Annotated in this window: 17 protein-coding genes; 10 read left to right on the top strand and 7 right to left on the bottom strand. The window is 68.0% G+C overall.

The window, feature by feature from the left end; all coding sequences use genetic code 11:
• The 5 genes from FBY39_RS04445 to FBY39_RS04425 all read right to left on the bottom strand — a co-directional run bounded on the left by FBY39_RS04445 (position 1) and on the right by FBY39_RS04425 (position 6,280).
• Positions 1 to 831, bottom strand: coding sequence for a carbohydrate ABC transporter permease (locus FBY39_RS04445; RefSeq protein ID WP_260837441.1), 831 nt, complete (start codon positions 829 to 831; stop codon positions 1 to 3).
• 109 nt (positions 832 to 940) lie between these two features.
• Positions 941 to 1,927 (bottom strand): carbohydrate ABC transporter permease, encoded by a 987-nt coding sequence (locus FBY39_RS04440; protein WP_141930530.1) that lies wholly within the window; start codon positions 1,925 to 1,927, stop codon positions 941 to 943.
• A gap of 13 nt (positions 1,928 to 1,940) precedes the next feature.
• Entirely contained in the window at positions 1,941 to 3,230 is a 1,290-nt protein-coding gene (locus FBY39_RS04435) for an ABC transporter substrate-binding protein (RefSeq protein WP_260837440.1), read from the bottom strand.
• A gap of 276 nt (positions 3,231 to 3,506) precedes the next feature.
• Positions 3,507 to 4,541 carry a LacI family DNA-binding transcriptional regulator gene (locus FBY39_RS04430; protein WP_141930528.1) on the bottom strand — a complete coding sequence of 345 codons (1,035 nt, stop codon included), beginning with the start codon at positions 4,539 to 4,541 and terminating at the stop codon, positions 3,507 to 3,509.
• Positions 4,542 to 4,618: 77 nt separating this feature from the next.
• Positions 4,619 to 6,280: an FAD-dependent oxidoreductase gene (locus FBY39_RS04425; protein WP_141930526.1), complete on the bottom strand. Its 1,662-nt coding sequence runs from the start codon at positions 6,278 to 6,280 to the stop codon at positions 4,619 to 4,621.
• A gap of 214 nt (positions 6,281 to 6,494) precedes the next feature.
• Here FBY39_RS04425 and FBY39_RS04420 point away from each other — a divergent pair, with 214 nt between their 5' ends.
• Genes FBY39_RS04420 through FBY39_RS04395 form a run of 6 tightly spaced genes read left to right on the top strand, consistent with a single transcriptional unit; the run spans position 6,495 to position 13,155 of the window.
• Positions 6,495 to 7,433: an ABC transporter ATP-binding protein gene (locus tag FBY39_RS04420; RefSeq protein ID WP_141930524.1), complete on the top strand. Its 939-nt coding sequence runs from the start codon at positions 6,495 to 6,497 to the stop codon at positions 7,431 to 7,433.
• Positions 7,430 to 8,461: an aliphatic sulfonate ABC transporter substrate-binding protein gene (locus FBY39_RS04415; RefSeq protein ID WP_141930522.1), complete on the top strand. Its 1,032-nt coding sequence runs from the start codon at positions 7,430 to 7,432 to the stop codon at positions 8,459 to 8,461. Before FBY39_RS04420 ends, FBY39_RS04415 begins: the two co-directional genes overlap by 4 nt.
• Positions 8,458 to 9,270: an ABC transporter permease gene (locus tag FBY39_RS16650; RefSeq protein ID WP_141930520.1), complete on the top strand. Its 813-nt coding sequence runs from the start codon at positions 8,458 to 8,460 to the stop codon at positions 9,268 to 9,270. The genes FBY39_RS04415 and FBY39_RS16650 overlap by 4 nt, the downstream gene beginning before the upstream one ends.
• Positions 9,261 to 11,255 (top strand): acetate--CoA ligase, encoded by a 1,995-nt coding sequence (acs, locus tag FBY39_RS04405; RefSeq protein WP_260837439.1) that lies wholly within the window; start codon positions 9,261 to 9,263, stop codon positions 11,253 to 11,255. Before FBY39_RS16650 ends, acs begins: the two co-directional genes overlap by 10 nt.
• Entirely contained in the window at positions 11,252 to 12,586 is a 1,335-nt protein-coding gene (locus tag FBY39_RS04400; RefSeq protein ID WP_141930516.1) for an O-acetylhomoserine aminocarboxypropyltransferase/cysteine synthase family protein, read from the top strand. The genes acs and FBY39_RS04400 overlap by 4 nt, the downstream gene beginning before the upstream one ends.
• The gene (locus tag FBY39_RS04395) at positions 12,583 to 13,155 is read left to right on the top strand and encodes a CoA-binding protein (RefSeq protein ID WP_141930514.1); all 573 of its coding nucleotides are present in this window, start codon (positions 12,583 to 12,585) and stop codon (positions 13,153 to 13,155) included. The genes FBY39_RS04400 and FBY39_RS04395 overlap by 4 nt, the downstream gene beginning before the upstream one ends.
• 15 nt (positions 13,156 to 13,170) lie before the next feature.
• On the opposite strand, the gene FBY39_RS04390 is transcribed toward FBY39_RS04395, so the two are convergent.
• Both FBY39_RS04390 and FBY39_RS04385 read right to left on the bottom strand, forming a co-directional pair.
• Positions 13,171 to 13,695: a 2-phosphosulfolactate phosphatase gene (locus FBY39_RS04390; RefSeq protein WP_260837438.1), complete on the bottom strand. Its 525-nt coding sequence runs from the start codon at positions 13,693 to 13,695 to the stop codon at positions 13,171 to 13,173.
• A 154-nt stretch (positions 13,696 to 13,849) separates the two neighbouring features.
• Positions 13,850 to 14,965 (bottom strand): hypothetical protein, encoded by a 1,116-nt coding sequence (locus FBY39_RS04385; RefSeq protein WP_141930510.1) that lies wholly within the window; start codon positions 14,963 to 14,965, stop codon positions 13,850 to 13,852.
• Between the two features lie 134 nt (positions 14,966 to 15,099).
• Between FBY39_RS04385 and purL the strand changes: the two genes are divergently transcribed.
• From purL to FBY39_RS04370, 4 genes are all read left to right on the top strand, one after another.
• Positions 15,100 to 17,448: a phosphoribosylformylglycinamidine synthase subunit PurL gene (gene purL / locus FBY39_RS04380; RefSeq protein ID WP_141930508.1), complete on the top strand. Its 2,349-nt coding sequence runs from the start codon at positions 15,100 to 15,102 to the stop codon at positions 17,446 to 17,448.
• A gap of 9 nt (positions 17,449 to 17,457) precedes the next feature.
• On the top strand, positions 17,458 to 17,592 hold the full coding sequence (locus tag FBY39_RS16645; protein WP_260837437.1) for a hypothetical protein: 135 nt from the start codon (positions 17,458 to 17,460) through the stop codon (positions 17,590 to 17,592).
• A gap of 168 nt (positions 17,593 to 17,760) precedes the next feature.
• The gene (locus FBY39_RS04375; protein WP_141930506.1) at positions 17,761 to 18,597 is read left to right on the top strand and encodes a hypothetical protein; all 837 of its coding nucleotides are present in this window, start codon (positions 17,761 to 17,763) and stop codon (positions 18,595 to 18,597) included.
• Between the two features lie 13 nt (positions 18,598 to 18,610).
• The gene (locus FBY39_RS04370; protein ID WP_141930504.1) at positions 18,611 to 19,531 is read left to right on the top strand and encodes a hypothetical protein; all 921 of its coding nucleotides are present in this window, start codon (positions 18,611 to 18,613) and stop codon (positions 19,529 to 19,531) included.
• The last annotated feature ends 49 nt before the right edge of the window (positions 19,532 to 19,580 follow it).

The following is a 19,580-nucleotide window of genomic DNA, read 5'->3' as shown; positions in this document are numbered from 1 at the left end:
CTACTTGAGTCCGGTCCGCGAGAGGCTCTCGACGAACTGACGCTGGGCGAAGAGGAAGACGATGAGCATGGGTATGACCGTGAGCGTCGTCGCCGCGAGCTGGGTGCTCCACATGGGTTCGCCGTACATGTCCTGGTATCGCGTGAGTCCGACACCCACGGTCAGCATCTCCGGCGTCTTCAAGAAGATCAGCGCTTCGAAATAGGTGTTGAACGACTTCAGGAACTGGAGGATCGCGACGGTGGCGATCGCCGGGCCGGCAAGCGGCATGGCGATGCGCCAGAAGATCTGCAGCCGGCCGAGCCCGTCGAGTCTCGCTGCCTCCTCGATCTCCGCGGGGAGCCCGAGGAAGAACTGGCGGAAGACGAATGTCGCGACGATTCCGCCGGAGCCGAAGACCGGAAGGAGGATGAGGGGCCAATGGGTGTCGATGAGGCCCAGATCACTCGCCCATCGAAAGATGGGGATCACGGTGACCTCCGGCGGCAGCATCATTCCCGACAGCAGCAGGAGGAACAAACCTCCCGCGAACGGGAAGCGGATCCGAGCGAAGGCGTAGCCCGCGAGCGCGGCCACCACGATCGTGAGCAAGGTGACGACGACGGCGATGTAGAGCGAGTTGGCGTACTGCTGGAGGAAGGGGTTCTCCGTGAAGACTTTCGGCCAGGCATCCAGCGTCCACCGATCGGGCAGCAGACGGGGCGGAACGGCGAAGATCTCGCTTGCAGGCTTGAAGGACGAGAAGACCATCCACAGGATCGGGTAGATGAACGGGATCGCCGCGACGACGAGAAGGACATAGAGCACCGCCTTGGATGTGCGTGATCGCACTCGGTACTGCTGCGACGTCAGGCTCCGAGGAGGACGTTTCGATCGGAGCGGGGGTACCGTCGGCGGCGGGAGTGCGGCAGTGCGTGACGGGTTCACCACCGTGGGCGCCTCAGACTTCATCGTGGACCCATACCTTTCGCAGTCGCCACTGCACTGCCGTCAGCGCCAGCACGATGACGAAGAGAACGACTCCGAGAGTGCTGCCGTAGCCGAAGTCCTGCCGCTCGAATGCGGTCTGGTACATGTAGTACGAGAGGACGAGGGTCGAGTTGCTGGGTCCGCCCTGAGTGAGCACCTGAATCGGCGCGAAGACATCGAGCGCTCCGATCGAGGTGAGGATCATCACGAGCAGCAGAGTCGGCGACAGCATCGGCAAGACGACCGACCAGAAGATCCGCCAGTTGCTTGCGCCGTCGATGCGCGCAGCCTCTTTGAGCTCGGACGGAACACCCTGCAGGGCCGCCAGAAACAGGACCATGTTCATGCCGACGCCCTTGAACACCTGGACGATGACCACGGCGTACAGTGCGGTGTTCGGATCCCGCAGCCAGTTCGGGCCTTCGACCCCCACCATGGCGAGGAAGCCGTTGATTCCGCCGTTGGAGGCGAGGAGGAACTGCCAGATGATGACCCAAGCGACAACCGCAACCACGACGGGCGCGAAGTAGATCGCGCGGAAGGCGCTGACGCCTCGGAGACGCTGGTTCACCAGGAGCGCCAAGAGCATCGCGAGCACGATGTTCACGATCATCAGCGTGGCCATGAACAGCCCTGTGACACCCAGAGACTTCGCGGCGACCGCGTCGTTCACGAGCCGCGCGTAGTTGCCCAGCCCGATGAACTCGAACGATCCGGTGAAGACGTCCCAGTCATGGAGGCTGTACCAGATCACCGAGATGAAGGGGATGAGGCAGAGCACGATGACGCCGATCACCATCGGAGACACGAAGGCGAGTCCGATGTGCGCCTCGGGGAACTTTCGCTGCCGCCGGAACGTGCCGGAAGGATCACCGGCCCGAGGTTGACTCTTCGCATCCGTGGGGCGGCCGCCGCGGTGAGGTTTCACCGCAGCGACCGCACGATTGACCGACGTCATCGACAATCCCTGCTCAGCCTTCGAGGAGGGGGGTGATCTGCTCGCAGATGTCCGTCGTCACGGCTGCGACATCAGCATCCGGCATCCACAGCGCATCGAAGGCCGTCTGCACCAGCGGAGCGATGCTGCTCATGTTCGCATGCGGCGCCTTGATCTGAGCGTTCGGCACGACATCGATGATGGTGCGCTGGACGTCTTCGGGCTTGATCGCGGGTGCGGCCTGCGCGAACGTCTCGAGGGTGAGCAACGACTCACGCGGCGGCGGGAAGAACTGAGCGAGCTTGGCCGAGTTCTCCGGGTTGGTGAAGTAGGCGAGGAAGTCGGCTGCCGCCTCAGGGTGCTCGCTCTTCGCGATGACTCCGATCCCGGCCTGGCCCACGGCACCAGAGGGGCCGGCGGGCCCGTCAGGCAGAGGCAGGAAGTCCCATTCCATCGCCGGATCGATCGCCCCGGACGCGCTGAGCTGCGCGGTCATCATGACGGCACCGCCGGAGTTGAAGTCGAATGTCTCGCCCGGCTTCACGAATGCCGACTGCTCGTAGATCGCGTCGTTGTACCACTGCAACGCATCACTCATCTCGGGGCTCGTGAACTCGCACGTCGCTCCGTCGGAGCTCCACGGCTGCGCGCCCCACCCGGTCCAGACAGTGCTCAGATTGTCCCAGGCGACGTCGGGTCGATTGCCTTGCGGGAACATGATCGGGCCCACACCATCGCCGGCCTGCGCTGATGCCGCAGCGGCGATCTCCGCCGCTGCGTCCCAGGTCCATTCGCCTTCGTCGACGAGGGCGCTCGGCTGCTCGAGCCCAGCGGCATCCACCAGTCCGCGGTTGACATACATACCGAAGGGGCTATTCGAGAAGGGGTAGGCGAAGACCTCGTCATCGGCGCTCCACCGCTCCATCGCGCCCGGGATGAGATCGCCGATGTCGTAACCGTCTGCGGCCTCGAGCGCCGGGCTCAGCGGGTAGAGCACTCCGCTTTCGACGAACTGCTTGCCGTTGGCCTCGGGAATCCACGCGAGGTCAGGTGTGTCTCCCCCGGCGATCTGCGTCGTGAGCGCGGTGAGATAGTCCCCGCTGAGCGTCTCGAACGTCACCGAGGAGACGGTCTCGGGATTGGCTGCGACGTAGGCCTCCCCGATCTCGTTGAACAGTGCGAGGTGGTTCTCGTTGGCCGACCAGATCGTCATCGTGAGATCGACCGGACCTTCCTCGGCCGGGGCGGACGTTCCCGAGCATCCGGCCAGGGCAATGGCCAGGCCTGCTCCGAGCACCACCGCGATGGGCTTGATCTTCCTCACGATTCTCCTTCGGACCGATGTTGCTGTGTTTCGTCCGTCGTGACGGACGGCGCTTCGGATGCGCTCACGGCGAGCCTAGATCACGTTCGCGAAAGTAGCAATACAAATTCTCGGGATTTTCCACACCGGTTTTACGATACTTTCGTAACAGCGCGCGTCGATACGCTGCGCGGCGGATGAGGTGCCCGTGAGAGTGTGTTCGCCGCTCATACCGCGAACGCGCAGACCGGCGCGACGACGCGTGGCACTGACCGGTCCCGGTCGGACCGACGCAGGTTACGGGCGGGGAGGCGCGGCGGTGGAGCCCCGCACGACGATCGACGTCGCGAGGACGGCGTCGCGGCTCACCAGCGGCCGATTCTCGATGAGTGCGAGAGCCATGGTCACGGCAACGGCGCCCATCTCCGCCAGCGGCTGGGCGATCGTCGTCAGCGGCGGCGAGGTCATCGACGCTGCCGCGAGATTGTCGAATCCGATGACACTGACATCCTCGGGAACGCGTAGGCCCAGTTGCCGAGCCGCCTCGATCGCTCCCATCGCCTGTCGATCGCTCGCGGCGAAGATCGCCGTCGGCCGGTCGTCCAAAGTGAGCACGTTCCGGGCCTGGCTCACACCCGCGTCGTAGTCGAAGGTTCCCGGCACGACGAGTGCAGGATCGACAGGGATCTTCGCCTCGTCGAGGGCATCCCGGAAGCCCGAGAGCCGGGCCCGCGCGACGAGCGTGTCCTCCGGACCCGCGAGCATGGCGATACGACGGTGGCCCAGCTCGATGAGATGCTTCGCGGCATTCACCCCTCCGGCCCAGTCTGCAGCTCCGACGCTGGGAGCACCGAGATTGGCGGTGTCGCGCGGATACACGACGACGAGGGGAACGCCTTGTGCCTCGAGCTGCTTCTGCTGATCGATGCTCAAGGCAGAGCTCAGGGCGATGACCGCGCGTGTAACTCGCGGAGTGAACTGCTCGAGCCAGTCGTCTTCAGGGTCGTTGTCCCCGTGCTGCACGAGCGAGATCTGGATGCCCTGCTTTTGAGCTTCGGCGAGCGCCCCGGCCAGGAATTCCACGTTCGTCGACATCGGGATCGCCCGCACCAGGATGGTGACCGTGGGCGGAGTCTTGCGCTTACGTCGAGGCACATACTGGCTGCTTTGGAGAATCTCCGCGACGCGGGCGCGCGTCGCCTCTCCGACGTCGCTGCCGCCGTTCGCGACCTTGGAGACGGTCGAGATCGATACCCCGGCGAGCTCGGCGACCTCAGCCATGCTGGGACCGCGTGTACGGCTCATCGTCGCCTGACCCCTCGACTTGGGCATGAGACCTTCCCTGCCGCCGCTCAGTTTAGGGGATCGTTCCCGTCAGAACCGATGCCGTTCTCGCGAATCTCCGCCGTCTACTTGCGCACCTCTTCGAAGTGCTCGGCGTCCGGACCTGCAGCCCAGAGCATTCCTTCCGGCCACCTCAGCTGCACGCCACGACCTTCGAGGTGATGCTGGAACGCGGCGAGCCGCGCAGGCTCGCCCGCAACGGCGTGGGGCTCCGTGCGCTCCGCGAGGCAGTACGCGACGAGCGCGCCCGCGGCTTCTCCGATGCTCCACTCCACAGGGTGCAGGCGGTAGCACCCGTTGGTGATCTGCGTCGTGCCGATGTTCTTGCACGCGGGAAGAAGATTGCGTACGCGGCGAGGAATCAGGGCCGAAAGCGGGATCTCGAACGGATGCGGAATGTCGCCGAGCCACAGCGTGCCGCGGGTGCTCGGATGCCGGTCGATCCAGTAGTAATGGCCGGTGCCCACGGTATCCGGATAGTGCTCCGCGCCCCGATCTCCTCGGATCGTGGCCGAGACGTCCTGCTCGACGATGGTGCGCAGCGCGAGGATGCGGCGCGACTCCCGGATGTACGGCATCATGGCGAACCCGTCCTGCGTGCCTGCGACGTCGGGGCGCAGGCGGAGGCCCGGCCATCCCGTGCCGCCGTCAGGTCGAGGAGCCTCGGTCTGCAGCCAATAGAGCAGAGACTTCGCCAGCTCCTTGGACTCACGCCAATGCTCGGCCGCATCCGCGACTCCGAACAGCGGGCCGCCGACGTAGTCGTTCATCGGCCAGTTGACGATGGTGATGTCGCTGGGGATGTATCCCTCGCGGAACTGACGGCGCGCCGCGATCCGCCGATAGGTCCACAAGTCCGGGGCCGGCCCCATGTGGCGGTGATCGAGATCGATCGCGAAGGGGTCGTCGTCTGCATTGACGTCGAGACGCCAGGTCCTCCGCGCGGTTCCATCGGGATTCACGTTGGCGCGGAAGTCGAGGACGGGAAGCCCGTGGCGATGCGCGGGCGACCATGCCACATGCCGCTCGTACGATGCGGGCTTGTCGATGGTGAAGTCACCGCCGTCGATGTGATCGACCGCGAAGCACCACGTGACGCTCTGCATGTCCGTCGGATCCGCGGTGAGGGCCGCGTTGGGCTCGCCCGTCTGATCCCTCGCCTCGCGACCGCTCACATGCTCTACGCCGCCGAGTTCGAGAAGGTCGCCGAGTTCGGTCGCGTCGAGGAAGTACACGCCAGTGACGATCGTCTCTCCCCCGTCGTGGACGCCCCGAACCGTCACGGAGGTGATGATGTCGCCGTCCGTGGAGGCGGCGACCGGCTCGACGCCCATCAGGACGGTGAGCTGTCCATTCATCCGATACGGCAAGAGCATGTCGTCGATGACGGCGACGATCACTCGCGGATCGACGGACAGCGGGGTCACCCACCCCGCGCCCGGGTTGAGGTGCTGGTCGGCAGCAGCCTCGGGCGTGAGCGGGAAGTGATTCCTATAGAAGTCGCGCAACACGGTTCGGAAGTGGCGGTAGCTGCGGTTCGCGCCGGTGTCTTCGATGAAGTGATGCTCGTCCGACGGTACGAGCTGACTCGTGAGCTGCCCCCCGAGCCAGGCTGTCGATTCGGTCATGACGACAGAGCGACCCGCCTGGAGCGCAGCCAGTGCTGCCGAGACGCCTCCGACCCCGCCTCCGATGATGGCGATGTCGGCGTGGATCTCCTGAGACATGGGGCTCGCTTTCTGGGAACGTGCGCGGTGGTGACTCCAGAGCGCGCGACCTGTTGGTACAGAAGTCGACCCTATCCGATCTTCGCAAATTTCGCCCGCTGTTTTCGCGATTTGAGTTATACAGTTTCGTTGTTCACGTCAACCCCGTGGGCAACTGCGTCGTTTCGTTACGCCGGACTTTGTCGCGCCACACCACCTGCCCAAGCTGGGGGGTATGCCCGAACAGATCGACGTCCTGACGCGCGTGCCCGCCGCCGGCGTGCAGGTTGTCGACGTCGAGCGCACCTTCACGACGAAGGAGGGGCCGCGCACCGTCCTGCAGGGCTTGAGCCTCGACGTGACGCCCGGCGAGATCATCGCCGTCGTCGGGCCGTCGGGATGCGGCAAGTCGACGCTGCTCCGACTGATCGGCGGACTCGACTCCCCCACCGCGGGCACGATCAGGCTCGACGGCGAAGAGGTGCACGCGCACGACGACTCCACCGCCATCGCGTTCCAAGAACCGCGCCTGCTGCCGTGGCGCACGATCGCGCAGAACGTCGCGCTCGGCCTGCCCCACGGAGTCCGCGGTCGCGCGGCGAAGGATCGCGTGTCTGAGCTCCTCGAACTCGTCGGCCTCACCCATGCAGCGACGCAGCGTCCGCGTGAAGTGTCGGGCGGGATGGCCCAGCGTGCGTCGCTCGCCCGCGCCCTCGCTCGGAGCCCGCGCGTGCTGCTGCTCGACGAGCCGTTCGGCGCCCTCGACGCGCTCACGCGGCTCAAGATGCACGACCTGCTCCTCGACATCCATCGCGCGCAGCCGACGACGATCGTGCTCGTCACGCACGACGTCGAAGAAGCCCTGTACCTCGCCGATCACGTTCTGATGCTGCGCAATCTGCAGGCCGCGCAGACGGAGCCCGACCGGCCACGCGCCAAGGTCGTGGCGCTCGGATCCTCCTCCGGCCTCGGGGCCCTCGGGCGCGCGAGCACGCACGAGGCCGTGCCGGGTGCCGAGGGCGACGGGCGCCGCGCGACCGGCTCGATCGGCCGCTTCGTCTCCGTGCCCAGCACCCGCCCGCGAGACCGCGGCGCCCGCAGCTTCACCGACCTTCGCGCGAGCCTGCTCGACGGGCTCGGCGTACACAAGACCACCACCAAGGAGAACGCATGAACACCCTCGCCAGACGAATCACCGCTGCTGTCGCCGTCGCGGGCACGATGACCCTCGTCATGACCGGATGCGTTCAGGGTGAGAACGCCGCCGCGGGCGACTCCGGCGCGAGCGAGGGCAGTGAGTGGTCGACGGCCGAGCTGTCGCTCGATTGGGCGACGTACAACCCGCTGAGCCTCGTCGTGAAGGACCAGGGACTCATCGAAGAGGCGCTCGGCGACTCCGTCACGGTCGAGTGGCTGCAGTCCGCCGGAAGCAACAAGGCCAACGAACTCCTGCGCTCGGGAGCGATCGACGTCGGTTCGACGGCGGGCTCGGCGGCCCTGCTGGCTCGCGCGAACGGCTCCCCCATCAAGGTCATCGACATCTACTCGCAGCCCGAGTGGTCGGCCATCGTGGTGGGTGCGGACAGCGAGATCACCGAGGTCTCCGAACTCGCGGGCACCTCGGTCGCCGCGACCAAGGGCACCGACCCCTACTTCTTCCTGCTCCAGGCGCTCGGCGAGGCGGGCCTCACGATCGACGACGTCGAGGTGCAGAACGTCCAGCACGCCGACGGTCGCGCACTCCTCGAGGGCGGTTCGGTGCAGGCCTGGGCGGGGCTCGACCCGATCATGGCGGCTGCCGAGGTCGAGTCGGGGGCGAAGCTCATTTACCGCAACGTCGACTTCAACACGTACGGCTTCCTCAACGCGACCGAGGACTTCATCGAGAACCACGCGGATGTCGCGCAGGTCGTCGTCGACGCCTACGAAGAGGCGCGCGTCTGGGCTCTGGAGAACCCCGAGGAGCTGGCCCAGCTTCTCGCCGACGCCGCCTCGATCGACATCGAGGTCGCCCGCACCGTCATCACCGAGCGCTCGAATCTCGACGTCTCAGGCGTTCCCGGAGACGCGCAGATCGCCGTCCTCGAAACGATCGCGCCGGTCATCGTCGAGTCCGGCGACGTCCAGGGCGGTCAGCAGTCCGTCGACGACGCGATCGCGAGCATCGTCTTCAGCGACTTCGCGGAGAAGGCGACCGAGTGACCTCGAACACCACCACGACCACAGGGGCGGCCGCGCAACAGCGAACGCCCCTGTGGTCGCGTACGTCGGTGAAGATCGCGGGCGGATTCCTCGTACCGCTCGTCATCCTCACGGCGTGGCAGGTCGTCACGACGACAGGAATCGTCCCGCCGTACCTGCTTCCTCCGCCGATCTCGGTCGTCGAAGCCGCCGTCGAGCTCATCGAACGCGGCGAACTCTGGCTGCACATCGCGATCTCTGTGCAGCGCGTCTTCATCGGCTTCCTCTTCGGAACGATCATCGCGCTCGCTTTCGCGGCGATCGTCGGGCTCTCGCGCGCGGGCAACGTCCTGTTCGCCCCGATCCTCGTGGCACTTCGCGCCGTGCCGTCGCTCGCGTGGGTGCCCCTCCTCATCCTGTGGCTGCACGTCGGCGAGGAGTCGAAGATCACGCTCATCGCGATCGGCGCCTTCTTCCCCGTCTACACGACGGTGGCCGACGCGTTGCGGCACGTGGATCCGCACCTCGTCGAGGCCGGGCGCACCTTCGGACTGCGCGGCTGGTCGCTCTTCCGCACGGTCCAGCTGCCCGCCGTCGTCCCCTCCGTGGTCTCGGGGTTGCGTCTCGGGCTTGCGCAGGCGTGGCTGTTCCTCGTCGCGGCGGAACTCCTCGGCGCCTCGATGGGTCTTGGATGGATGCTGAGCGACTCGCAGACCACCGGACGACTCGACCGCATCATCCTGGCGATCGTCCTCCTGGCGCTCCTCGGCACGATCACGAACGGCATCCTGGTGCTGTTCGAACGGGCGGTGCTGAAGCGGTGGCTGTGACAGAAGAAGCGCGCCTCGGCGAGTCGCGCACCTTTCCCGCGCCCGCGACGTTCGCCGCCCAGGCGAACGTCGACGATTCGGTCTACGCCACCGCCAACGCAGACCCGATCGGTTTCTGGGAGCGGGCGGCCGAGCGTCTCGACTGGGCAGAGCCGTGGCACACGGCGCACACCTGGTCGCCGCCCGTGGAGGGTCCCGAGGGACTGACCGTGCCGAAGGCGACGTGGTTCGACGGCGGCAGGCTCAACGTCGCCGTCAACTGCGTCGACCGCCACGTCGAGGCGGGCCGCGGCGAGAAGGTGGCTCTGCACTTCGAGGGCGAGCCCGGCGACCGCACCGCCGTCACGTACGAAGACCTGCAGCGCCGCGTCGCGCGCGCCGCGAACGGACTCACGGCTCTCGGCATCGGCCCCGGGGACCGTGTCGTCGTCTACCTCCCCGTGCTCATCGAGACCGTCGTGATCGCCCTGGCGTGCGCGCGGATCGGCGCCGTGCACTCGCTCGTCTTCGGAGGCTTCTCGGCCGAGGCCGTGCGCTTCCGTCTCGAGGACACCGGCGCGAAGCTCCTCGTCACGACAGACGGCCAGAGCCGCCGCGGCCGTCAGGTGGAGGTCAAGTCGGCCGCCGACATCGCGGCCGCCGACCTTCCGGCACTGGAGCACGTGCTCGTCGTGCGACGCACCGGCCAGGACATCGCGTGGACGGAAGGGCGCGATGTTTGGTGGCACGAAGCGATCGACACACAGCCGGACACACACGATCCGCAGGCGTTCGACTCCGAGCATCCGCTCTTCATCATCTACACCTCGGGAACGACGGGAAAGCCCAAGGGCCTCGTGCACACCTCCGGCGGATACCTGACGCACGCGAGCTGGGCGCACTGGGCGCACTTCGACGCGAAGCCCGATGACGTGCACTGGTGCACGGCCGACCTCGCATGGGTCACGGCCCACACGTACGAGATCTACGGACCGCTCTCGAACGGACTGACGCAGGTCATCTACGAGGGCACCCCCGATGCCCCGAACCGCGAACGGCACCTCGAGATCATCGAACGGTACGGCGTGACGGTCTACTACACGGCTCCCACGCTCATCCGAACGTTCATGACGTGGTTCGGCGACGACCTCCCGGCGGGGCACGACCTGTCCAGCATCCGTCTTCTCGGCACCGTCGGCGAAGCGATCAATCCGGAGGCCTGGGTCTGGTTCCGCCGCAACTTCGGGCGCGATGAGACACCCGTCGTCGACACGTGGTGGCAGTCCGAGACGGGCGCCGCGATGATCGCACCACTCCCGGGCGTCACGACGCTCAAGCCCGGCTCGGCGACCGTGGCGCTTCCGGGCATCGACATGGCCGTCGTCGACGAGCGCGGCGAACCCGTCGCCCCCGGACGCTCGGGCACCCTCGTCGCGCGCCGCCCGTGGCCGGGCATGGCACGCACCGTGTGGGGCGATCCGCTCCGGTACCGCGATTCGTACTGGGCTCCCTTCGCGGGTCACGGCGAGCACGGCGGCTATTACGTCGCCGGCGACGGCGCCACGATCGACGCCGACGGGTACATCTGGATCCTCGGACGCCTCGACGACGTCGTGAACGTCTCGGGCCACCGCCTCTCGACGATCGAGATAGAGTCGTCGCTCGTGGCGCATCCGGCTGTCGGCGAAGCCGGCGTGACGGGAATCGCCGATCCCCTGACCGGCCACGCCGTCGCCGCATTCGTCGTCGACGGTGCGGCAGGTGCAGCCGACCACGATGAGCTTCGTGCGCAGGTCGCGCGAGACATCGGGCCGATTGCGAAACCCAAGATCATCGTGCGCGTGCCGGAGCTGCCGAAGACCCGGTCAGGCAAGATCCTGCGGCGGCTGCTGGCGCAGCTGTGGCAGGGCGACGCGCTCGGCGACACCACCAGCTTGCAGAACCCCTGGGCCGTCGACGGCGTGCGAGAAGCCGTCCGCGTGGCCCGACAGAAGGAGACGACATGAGCGAGCACCAGTTCGGGTTCCGCACCCGAGCCCTCCACGCGGGTGGAACACCCGACGCGGCGACGGGCGCGCGCGCCGTGCCGATCTACCAGACGACGTCGTTCGTCTTCGACAGCGCGAAGGATGCCGCGAACCTCTTCGCCCTGCAGAAGTACGGCAACATCTACTCGCGCATCGGCAACCCGACGGTCGCCGCCCTGGAAGAGCGCCTCGCGTCGCTCGAGGGCGGCATCGGCGCGGTCGCGACGGCCAGCGGCATGTCGGCCGAGTTCATCACGTTCGCCGCCCTCGTCGGCCAGGGCGACCACATCGTCGCGTCGGCGCAGCTCTACGGCGGAACCGTGACGCAGCTCGATGTGACGCTGCGGCGGTTCGGCGTCGACACGACGTTCGTCGCGAGCTCCGATCCCGAGGAGTTCCGCAAGGCCATCCGCGCCAACACGAAGGTGCTCTACGTCGAGATGATCGGCAACCCGGGTGGTGAGATCGCCGACATCGAAGGCCTCGCCGCCGTCGCGCACGACGCCGGCATCCCGCTCGTCGTCGACTCGACGCTCGCGACCCCCTACCTCGCCCGACCGATCGAGCACGGTGCGGACATCGTCATCCATTCCGTCACGAAGTTCCTCGGGGGCCACGGCACGACGCTCGGCGGCATCGTCGTCGAGGCGGGAACGTTCAACTGGGGCAACGGCAAGTTCCCGTCGATGACGGAGCCGGTCGAGTCCTACGGCGGCATCCGCTGGTGGGACAACTTCGGCGAGTACGGCTTCCTCACGAAGCTCCGCACCGAGCAGCTGCGCGACATCGGACCCTCGCTCAGCCCGCAGTCCGCCTTCAACCTGCTGCAGGGCGTCGAGACGCTTCCGCAGCGGATCGACGCGCACATCGCGAACGCGCGCGTCGTCGCGGAATGGCTCGCGAACGACCCGCGCGTCTCGTTCGTCACGTGGGCGGGACTCGAAGGCCACCCGCACCAGGAACGTGCCCAGAAGTACCTTCCGCTCGGTCCTGGATCGGTCTTCGCCTTCGGCGTGCGTCCTTCGGGCGACTTCGGATCGGACGAGGAGCGCCTCCAGGCCGCTCGCGCGACCGGCGAGAAGGTCATCGAGTCGCTGCAGTTGGCGAGCCACCTCGCCAACATCGGCGACGCGCGGACGCTCGTGATCCATCCCGCGTCGACGACGCACCAGCAGCTGACACCCGCGCAGCTCGACGCAGCGGGCGTTCCCGCCGACCTCATCCGGATCTCCGTGGGGCTGGAAGATCCCGAGGACATCCTGTGGGATCTCGATCAGGCCCTCACCCTCGCGACAGGAGAGCAGCGATGAGCGACTCGTGCACCATTCCCGCACCCGAGCCCGCCGACGCGTGCGCGCTTCCGATCCCGCAGACGGATGCCGCCGGGGGTGACCGCACGTGGCAGAGTCCGAATGCGCCGGCGCGGCTCGGACTCCTCCGCCGCGCGACGTCCGTCGCGATCGTGGGCGCCTCCGACAATCCCGCTCGGGCGAGCTACTTCGTCGGGACCTACCTGCTGTCGAGCTCGCCGTACGACGTCTACTTCGTCAATCCGCGCGCCGACGAGATCCTCGGGCACAAGGCGTACGCGTCACTGGCCGATCTTCCCGTCGTCCCCGACATCGTCGATGTGTTCCGCAAGGATGCCGATCTGCCCGGCGTCGCACGCGAGGCGGTCGCGGTCGGCGCGAAGGCGCTGTGGCTGCAGCTCGGCTCGTGGAACGAGGAGGCTGCGGCCATCGCGGAGGCGGCCGGGCTCGAGGTCGTCATGGACCGCTGCATCAAGATCGAGCATGCGCGCTTCCACGGCGGGCTTCACCTCGCGGGCTTCGACACCGGCGTCATCTCGTCGAAGCGCCAGGTCGTCGCCGCGCGGTAGCCTCGCGAGGTCGGCTCAGGCGTCGACGCGGGTGGCCTCGGTCTCGGCGTCGAGAGCTGCGGCCGCTTTCACGTCGGCGCGCCGACCCGCTTCGGCGAGCGCGAGTCCCGATGCGCTGGCCGAGAGCAGGTGCGTGAGCGCCCGCGTGAGGGCGCGGAATCCCTCCGCCGCGACCGCCACATCGGGTGCGGAGTGGTCGATGCCGAGTTGCGTGAGCGCGTCGCTGATCGCACCCGCCGCGAGATAGTCCTCGACGGCGAAGCATCCGTCATCGCCCACGAGAACGAGGTTGATCGCCGTGCGGTCGCCCGAGTCGATCTGGACGTCGTACGCGGCCTTCGCCGTGGCCGTCGCGTTGCGGAGCGAGCCGGCGAACACGACGGGTCGATGCGGCAGCGCGACAGCCCGCGCCACGAGGTCATCGGCCGTCCCGATCGCGTCGACGATCACGACGACGGGAGCCGCCGCGAGCCCCTCGAGCCCCGCGCCTCCCCACCCGAGGCGCACCTGAAAGATCGACTGCGAAGACGTTCCGGTCACACCCTCCAGCCTAGAGCCGGTCCCCATTCCGCCGAGAAGTCCCGAACTGCTCGTTCTGCGGCAAGAAGACCCGAACTGCCCGCCGACGAGCCGAAAACTCGACGGTTCGGGTCTTCTCGGCGGGTGGGCGTGCCGATTCGGCGGGCGGATGGCGCTACGCCTTCGGCCAGGCCGAGTCGGGGACGACGCCCGTCAGCAGGCCACCGCCGGGGCCGAAGTTGGTGTTGCGGTCGGCGGGGTTCTCGGGGTTCGGCGTCGTGAGCACGATCTTCAAGAGGCTCTGGAACCGCTCCGACGGCTCAGGATCGACGACGAGGATGACCGTGCGCCGAGGATTGAGGTCCACTCCCGCGATGTCTGGCGCGACCTTCGGATCGTCCTGAACCGGCGTCTTGTCGAAGCCGAGCTTCGCGAGCGCCCGATCCATGTCCTCCGCCGTGAGGGGCAGCACGACGTTGCCCTCGTCTCCGGTTGTGAGCTTCTTCGGCGCGTCGGTGCCCCCATCAACGCCGCCGTCCGCGCCGCCCTTCGGCGGATCGCTCTTCTTGTCCGGCCCGAAGAAGAGTTCGTACGCACGCTGGCCGAGCGTCTTCGCCGTGTCCGCCCCTCCGTTGCGATCCGTTCCGAAGGCGGGCTGGTCGCCCATGTCAGGGCCGTCCTTCTCCTGCGAGATCTCACCGACGCCGACTCCGCCGATCCGCTTGCCGACCGGCGATCCCTCCTTCTTGACCGGGCGACCGTCCTTGCCGAGCGTGATCCCGAGAGCACCCAGTACGGAATCGACGGCGAATCCCCCTGGTACGTCGAGACCGAAGCCCTTGAGCACCGACTCGTCGATCCCCAGGCGCGCGAGCGTCGACTCGCGGCCGGCAGACGGTCCTTCGGGGACGAGCCGCGTGCCGTCGGGCAGGGTCTCCGGGATCACGATGACCTCCGAGAATCCCATCTCGAACGAAGGCAGCGCTCCCTTCCCCACGACGGAGACGAGCTCCTCGACGCGAGGTGCGCTGGCGGCAGCGGACAGGTCCGTGCCGAGGACCTCTTCGTCGATGTCGACGATGCCGTCACCGTCAGAATCAGCCAGCGTCGCTGTCATCGCGAGGCACACCCCGTCGACGGAACAGACGAAGGGCCAGAGCACGTGCTCATCATCGGTATCGGATGCCGCGGCAGGCACCGCGATGACGCACATCGCCGCCGCCGCAAGCACGGCGACCGGCGCGACACCCCGACGGGCGGAGCGGGAGCGGCGGCTGAGTCGTCGAGTCATGAGATCCTCCATTCGGACCGCACGGGCGGCGGCTCCACGAGGGAAGAGGACGCTCACCGGCATCCGATACACGCCCCTCCGCCGCGCAACTAGACTTGGCCTGTCCGGCGCCCGCGATCTTGGAGCTCAGCCGCATGACCACCTCTTCTTCCCCGGCTTCTGTCGCGCGTTCCCTCGCCGACACCGTCGAGAACGCCGTCGCGACCCCTGAGAAGGAGCAGCCCTACGGGGCGCTCGGACTCAAGGATGACGAGTACGCGAAGATCCGCGAGATCCTCGGCCGCCGCCCCACGTCGGGCGAGCTGGCGATGTACTCCGTCATGTGGAGCGAGCACTGCTCGTACAAGTCGAGCAAGATCTACCTGCGCCAGTTCGGGCAGAAGGTCTCCGACGAGATGAAGACGCGCCTCATGGTCGGCATGGGCCAGAACGCCGGCGTCGTCGACATCGGCGAGGGCTGGGCGGTCACGTTCAAGGTGGAGTCGCACAACCACCCGAGCTACATCGAGCCGTTCCAGGGCGCTGCGACCGGGATCGGCGGCATCGTCCGCGACATCATCTCGATGGGCGCGCGTCCCGTCGCCGTCATGGATCAGCTCCGCTTCGGCGCGATCGACAACCCCGACACGGCGCGCGTCGTGCACGGCGTCGTCTCGGGCATCTCGTTCTACGGCAACTGCCTGGGCCTGCCGAACATCGGCGGCGAGACGGTGTTCGACGCCGTCTACCAGGGCAACCCCCTCGTCAACGCCCTCGCGGTCGGCGTCCTGCGGCACGAAGACCTCAAGCTCGCCAACGCGACCGGCGCCGGCAACAAGGTCGTGCTGTTCGGAGCCCGCACGGGCGGCGACGGCATCGGCGGTGCCTCGATCCTGGCATCCGACACCTTCGCCGACGGCGGACCCACGAAGCGTCCTGCCGTCCAGGTCGGCGACCCGTTCGCCGAGAAGGTGCTCATCGAGTGCTGCCTCGAGCTGTACCGCGACGAGCTCGTCGAGGCGATCCAGGACCTCGGGGCTGCGGGCATCTCCTGCGCGACGAGCGAACTCGCCGCGAACGGCGGCTCGGGCATGCGCGTCGACCTCGAGAACGTGCTGCTGCGCGACCCGTCGCTCACGCCCGAGGAGATCCTCATGAGCGAGAGCCAGGAGCGCATGATGGCGATCGTCGCGCCCGAGAAGCTCGACGACTTCCTCGCCGTCGTCGGAAAGTGGGACGTCGAGACGAGCGTCCTCGGCGAGGTCACGGGTGACGGCCGTCTGCAGATCTTCTGGCACGGCGAAGAGATCGTCAACGTCGACCCCTCGACGGTCGCCGTCGACGGCCCCGTCTACGAGCGTCCCGTCGCCTACCCGACGTGGATCGACGCGCTCCGCGAGGACTCGGCATCCGCCCTTCCCCGCGCGAACGACGCCGAGACGCTACGCACGCAGTTCACGCAGCTCGTCGCGAGTCCCAATCTCGCCGACACCTCCTGGGTCACCAACCAGTACGACTACTACGTGCTCGGCAACACGGCCCTCGCCTTCCCCGACGATGCGGGCATGATCCGCGTCGACGAGAACTCGGGCCTGGGCTTCGCGATCGCGACCGACTGCAACAGCCGCTTCTGCCAGCTCGACCCGTACGAGGGCTCGCGGCTCGCTCTCGCCGAGGCCTACCGCAACGTCGCCGTCACAGGCGCGGTGCCGACCGCCGTCACCGATTGCCTCAACTTCGGCAGCCCCGAGAACCCCGAGGTCATGTGGCAGTTCTCGCAGGCCGTCGAGGGACTCTCCGACGCGTGCCTCGAGCTGGGTGTCCCCGTCACGGGCGGCAACGTCTCGTTCTACAACCAGACGGGCGACCAGCCCATCTTCCCGACGCCCGTCGTGGGTGTCCTCGGGATCATCGACGACGTCGCCCGCCGCATCCCGTCGGGATGGCAGGATGCCGGCGACAACATCTACCTGCTCGGCGTCACGGCCACGGAGCTCAGCGGGTCGCAGTGGGCGGGCACGATCCACGGACACCTCGGCGGTCGTCCCCCTGCGGTCGACCTCGGGCAGGAGCGGAAGCTCGCCGAGCTCATCCACGCGGGGTCGCAGCAGTCGCTCATCGCGAGCGCGCACGACCTCTCCTCCGGCGGGCTCGCACAGGCACTGGCCGAGAGCGTCCTGCGCTTCGGCGTCGGTGCGCGCGTGTGGCTCAACGAGATCCTCGAGCGTGACGGCGTGGATGCCGCGACGGCGCTGTTCTCCGAATCGACGGGCCGTGTCATCGTGTCGGTCCCCCGCGAAGACGATGTCAAGTTCCGCGGACTCTGCGAAGGACGCGGGTACCCCGTCTTGCGGATCGGTGTGACGGATGCCGCGTCGGATGACGCTGAGCCGTCGCTCGAAGTCCAGGGTCTCTTCACGCTGCCGTTGAGCGAACTGCGCGGACTGTCGACCGCGACACTCCCCGCCGCGTTCGGCGAGATCGTGTCGGAGGGCCAGGTCTAGGCTGGGCGCATGAGCGACGACGAAGAGTACGGGGTCTACAGCGAAACGCGTCAGAAGCGCATCCGGATCGTGGCGTGGGTCGTCATCGTCTCGCTCATCCTCGTCGGCGGCGGCGCGACGGTCTTCGCCCTCCTCTTCGGTTAGTCGGCGCGGAGCGCCCGACCCGGTCATCGAGTGGCGCGCAGCGCCGTATCGAGATGCGGTTAGTCGCGGCGCGAAGCGCCCCTCCGGTCATCGAGTGGCGCGCAGCGCTGTATCGAGATGCGGCTAACGCGCAGGACAGCACGGAGCATCCGCGGTTAGCATCGAAGAGTGGAGCCGCTCCTCGCGTTCGTCATGGACTTCTGGTGGATCGCTCCGGCCTCACTCGGCGCCGGAGGGGTGGGCTACGCCGTGATCACGAAGAATCCTCGTCGCGCACGACGACTCGAACTGGATGCCGCGCGGCACGAAGCCCAACTGGCATACCGCGATTCCCTCACGGCGAAAGCCAACGTCCGCGCCGCGCTCGCGCAGGTGCAGACAGCGCAAGCCCACCGTGGCCGCGCCGTCGCCGGCGTGCCGAGCGTCCCCGACGCGAAGCGCGCGCTCCAGCAGGCCAAGCAGGCCCAGCGCGATGCCGTGCTGCTTCTTCGTGCCGCCCGTACGCGGGTCAAGGCTGTTCAGGCGGGTCTCGTCGCGCGGACGCGCGATGCCGAGCTTCCCATCGAGAAGCTCATGCACGCCCACGACGAAGTCACGGCGCGCTGGCTCGCGTATGAGACGGATGCCGCGCTCGTGCTCGCCTATCCGCAGATGAGCGACGCGCAGCATCCGGACACGCTGGCGTTCCTGCGCGCCCAGAGCGAAGCGCACCGCTGGCGGCCTGCGTCGGTCAAGGCTGCTGTCCGCCCGGAGGAGTTCGTCGCGTACCGCAAGTCGATCGAGGTGCTCGCGGAGACGTTCGCGACGGCCGAGGCGTCTGCACGGAGGGCCGCGGCGGCTGCGGCCCGCGCGTCGGCACGGTTGCGTCCTGTTGCAGCTCCTCCCGCTGCGCGGCCCGTCACACCGCCGGGGACGCCGCGCGCGTCGGCGCGTGACGAGCGCACTGCTCCGGTGTGGCCGGTCCCGAGCCGGACGTCGCGCCCCGGCACCGCTCCCGGCGCCTGAGTAGGCTCGTCACGTGGATCCGGTGTTCCTTGAGCTGTGGCAAGACTATTGGTGGCTGATCTTCCCGCTCGGCGCAGGAGTCATCGGCATCTCGAGCGGAATCGGCAAGGCCTGGGAACGGAACGCCAAACGGCGGCATCGCCAGCGGCTCGAGATCCTGCAGGCCAAGAGCGCGATCAAAGCCGCATCCCGGCCGGCGGTCGCGCCCGCGGCATCCGATGCCACGGAGTCCCACGCATCGCAGCTCGCGAAGCTCTTCGCGACGCATGACGCCGTCACCGCGCGCTGGCTCGACTACGAGCTCGACGTCGCGAAGCTCATCGCCTTCCCGGCCATGAGCGACGGCCGCCAGCCGCTGACGGCCGCTTTCCTCCGCGCGCAGCGCATTGCCGACGGCTTGCGTCCGGCGTCGCCGAAGGCGAGGCTGACGGCGGAGCAGCTCAGCGAGTACCGCAACGCCGTGGTCGACTACGAGGTCGCCTTCGACGTCGCCGAGCGCGACGCGCGACGCCTCAAGGACTCGAGCTTCACCGAGGCCGAGCGCAAGCGTCTCGACACGGCGAAGCAGCTCCTGTCGATCGCGATCGACCAGGCCGCGACGCCCGCCGAGCGGCAGGTCGCCTATCGCCGCGTGCGCGAGGAGCTCGACGGGCTCATCGCCCTGTCGGACGACGCGATCGAGGTCCTCGAGACGCAGGTCGCCCTCGAGCTCGCTCCAGGGTCGGGATCGGCGTCCGGGTCGGGACCCGAGAAGACGGATGCCGCGACCCCGGCGTCCTCGACCCCGGCGCCCTCGACGCCCGCGCCGACCACGGCAGCTCCCTCCGCAGCACCGCCGTCGACGACACCGCCGCCGGCGCCGAATGCCGATCCGTGGCCGGTCCCCGCGCGCAAGGCCCCGGCCCCCGGCATCCGTCGCGATCCCGCCTCCTGACACCGCGCTTCGGGGCGCGAAACGGCCGACCGGGGCGCGAACTGCACGC

The organism is Microbacterium sp. SLBN-146, assembly GCF_006715145.1.
In the GTDB taxonomy this organism is placed as follows: domain Bacteria; phylum Actinomycetota; class Actinomycetes; order Actinomycetales; family Microbacteriaceae; genus Microbacterium.
The sequence above is the reverse complement of the archived record's forward strand: the minus strand, read 5'-3'. Positions and strand labels throughout refer to the sequence as shown.

Coding starts and splice junctions, on each gene's coding strand:
- FBY39_RS04400 (WP_141930516.1), top strand. CDS start 11,252: ATGAGCGAGCACCAGTTCGGGTTCCGCACCCGAGCCCTCCACGCGGGT.
- FBY39_RS04415 (WP_141930522.1), top strand. CDS start 7,430: ATGAACACCCTCGCCAGACGAATCACCGCTGCTGTCGCCGTCGCGGGC.
- FBY39_RS04395 (WP_141930514.1), top strand. CDS start 12,583: ATGAGCGACTCGTGCACCATTCCCGCACCCGAGCCCGCCGACGCGTGC.
- FBY39_RS04430 (WP_141930528.1), bottom strand. CDS start 4,541: ATGCCCAAGTCGAGGGGTCAGGCGACGATGAGCCGTACACGCGGTCCC.
- FBY39_RS04385 (WP_141930510.1), bottom strand. CDS start 14,965: ATGACTCGACGACTCAGCCGCCGCTCCCGCTCCGCCCGTCGGGGTGTC.
- FBY39_RS16645 (WP_260837437.1), top strand. CDS start 17,458: ATGAGCGACGACGAAGAGTACGGGGTCTACAGCGAAACGCGTCAGAAG.
- FBY39_RS04425 (WP_141930526.1), bottom strand. CDS start 6,280: ATGTCTCAGGAGATCCACGCCGACATCGCCATCATCGGAGGCGGGGTC.
- FBY39_RS04440 (WP_141930530.1), bottom strand. CDS start 1,927: ATGACGTCGGTCAATCGTGCGGTCGCTGCGGTGAAACCTCACCGCGGC.
- FBY39_RS04420 (WP_141930524.1), top strand. CDS start 6,495: ATGCCCGAACAGATCGACGTCCTGACGCGCGTGCCCGCCGCCGGCGTG.
- purL (WP_141930508.1), top strand. CDS start 15,100: ATGACCACCTCTTCTTCCCCGGCTTCTGTCGCGCGTTCCCTCGCCGAC.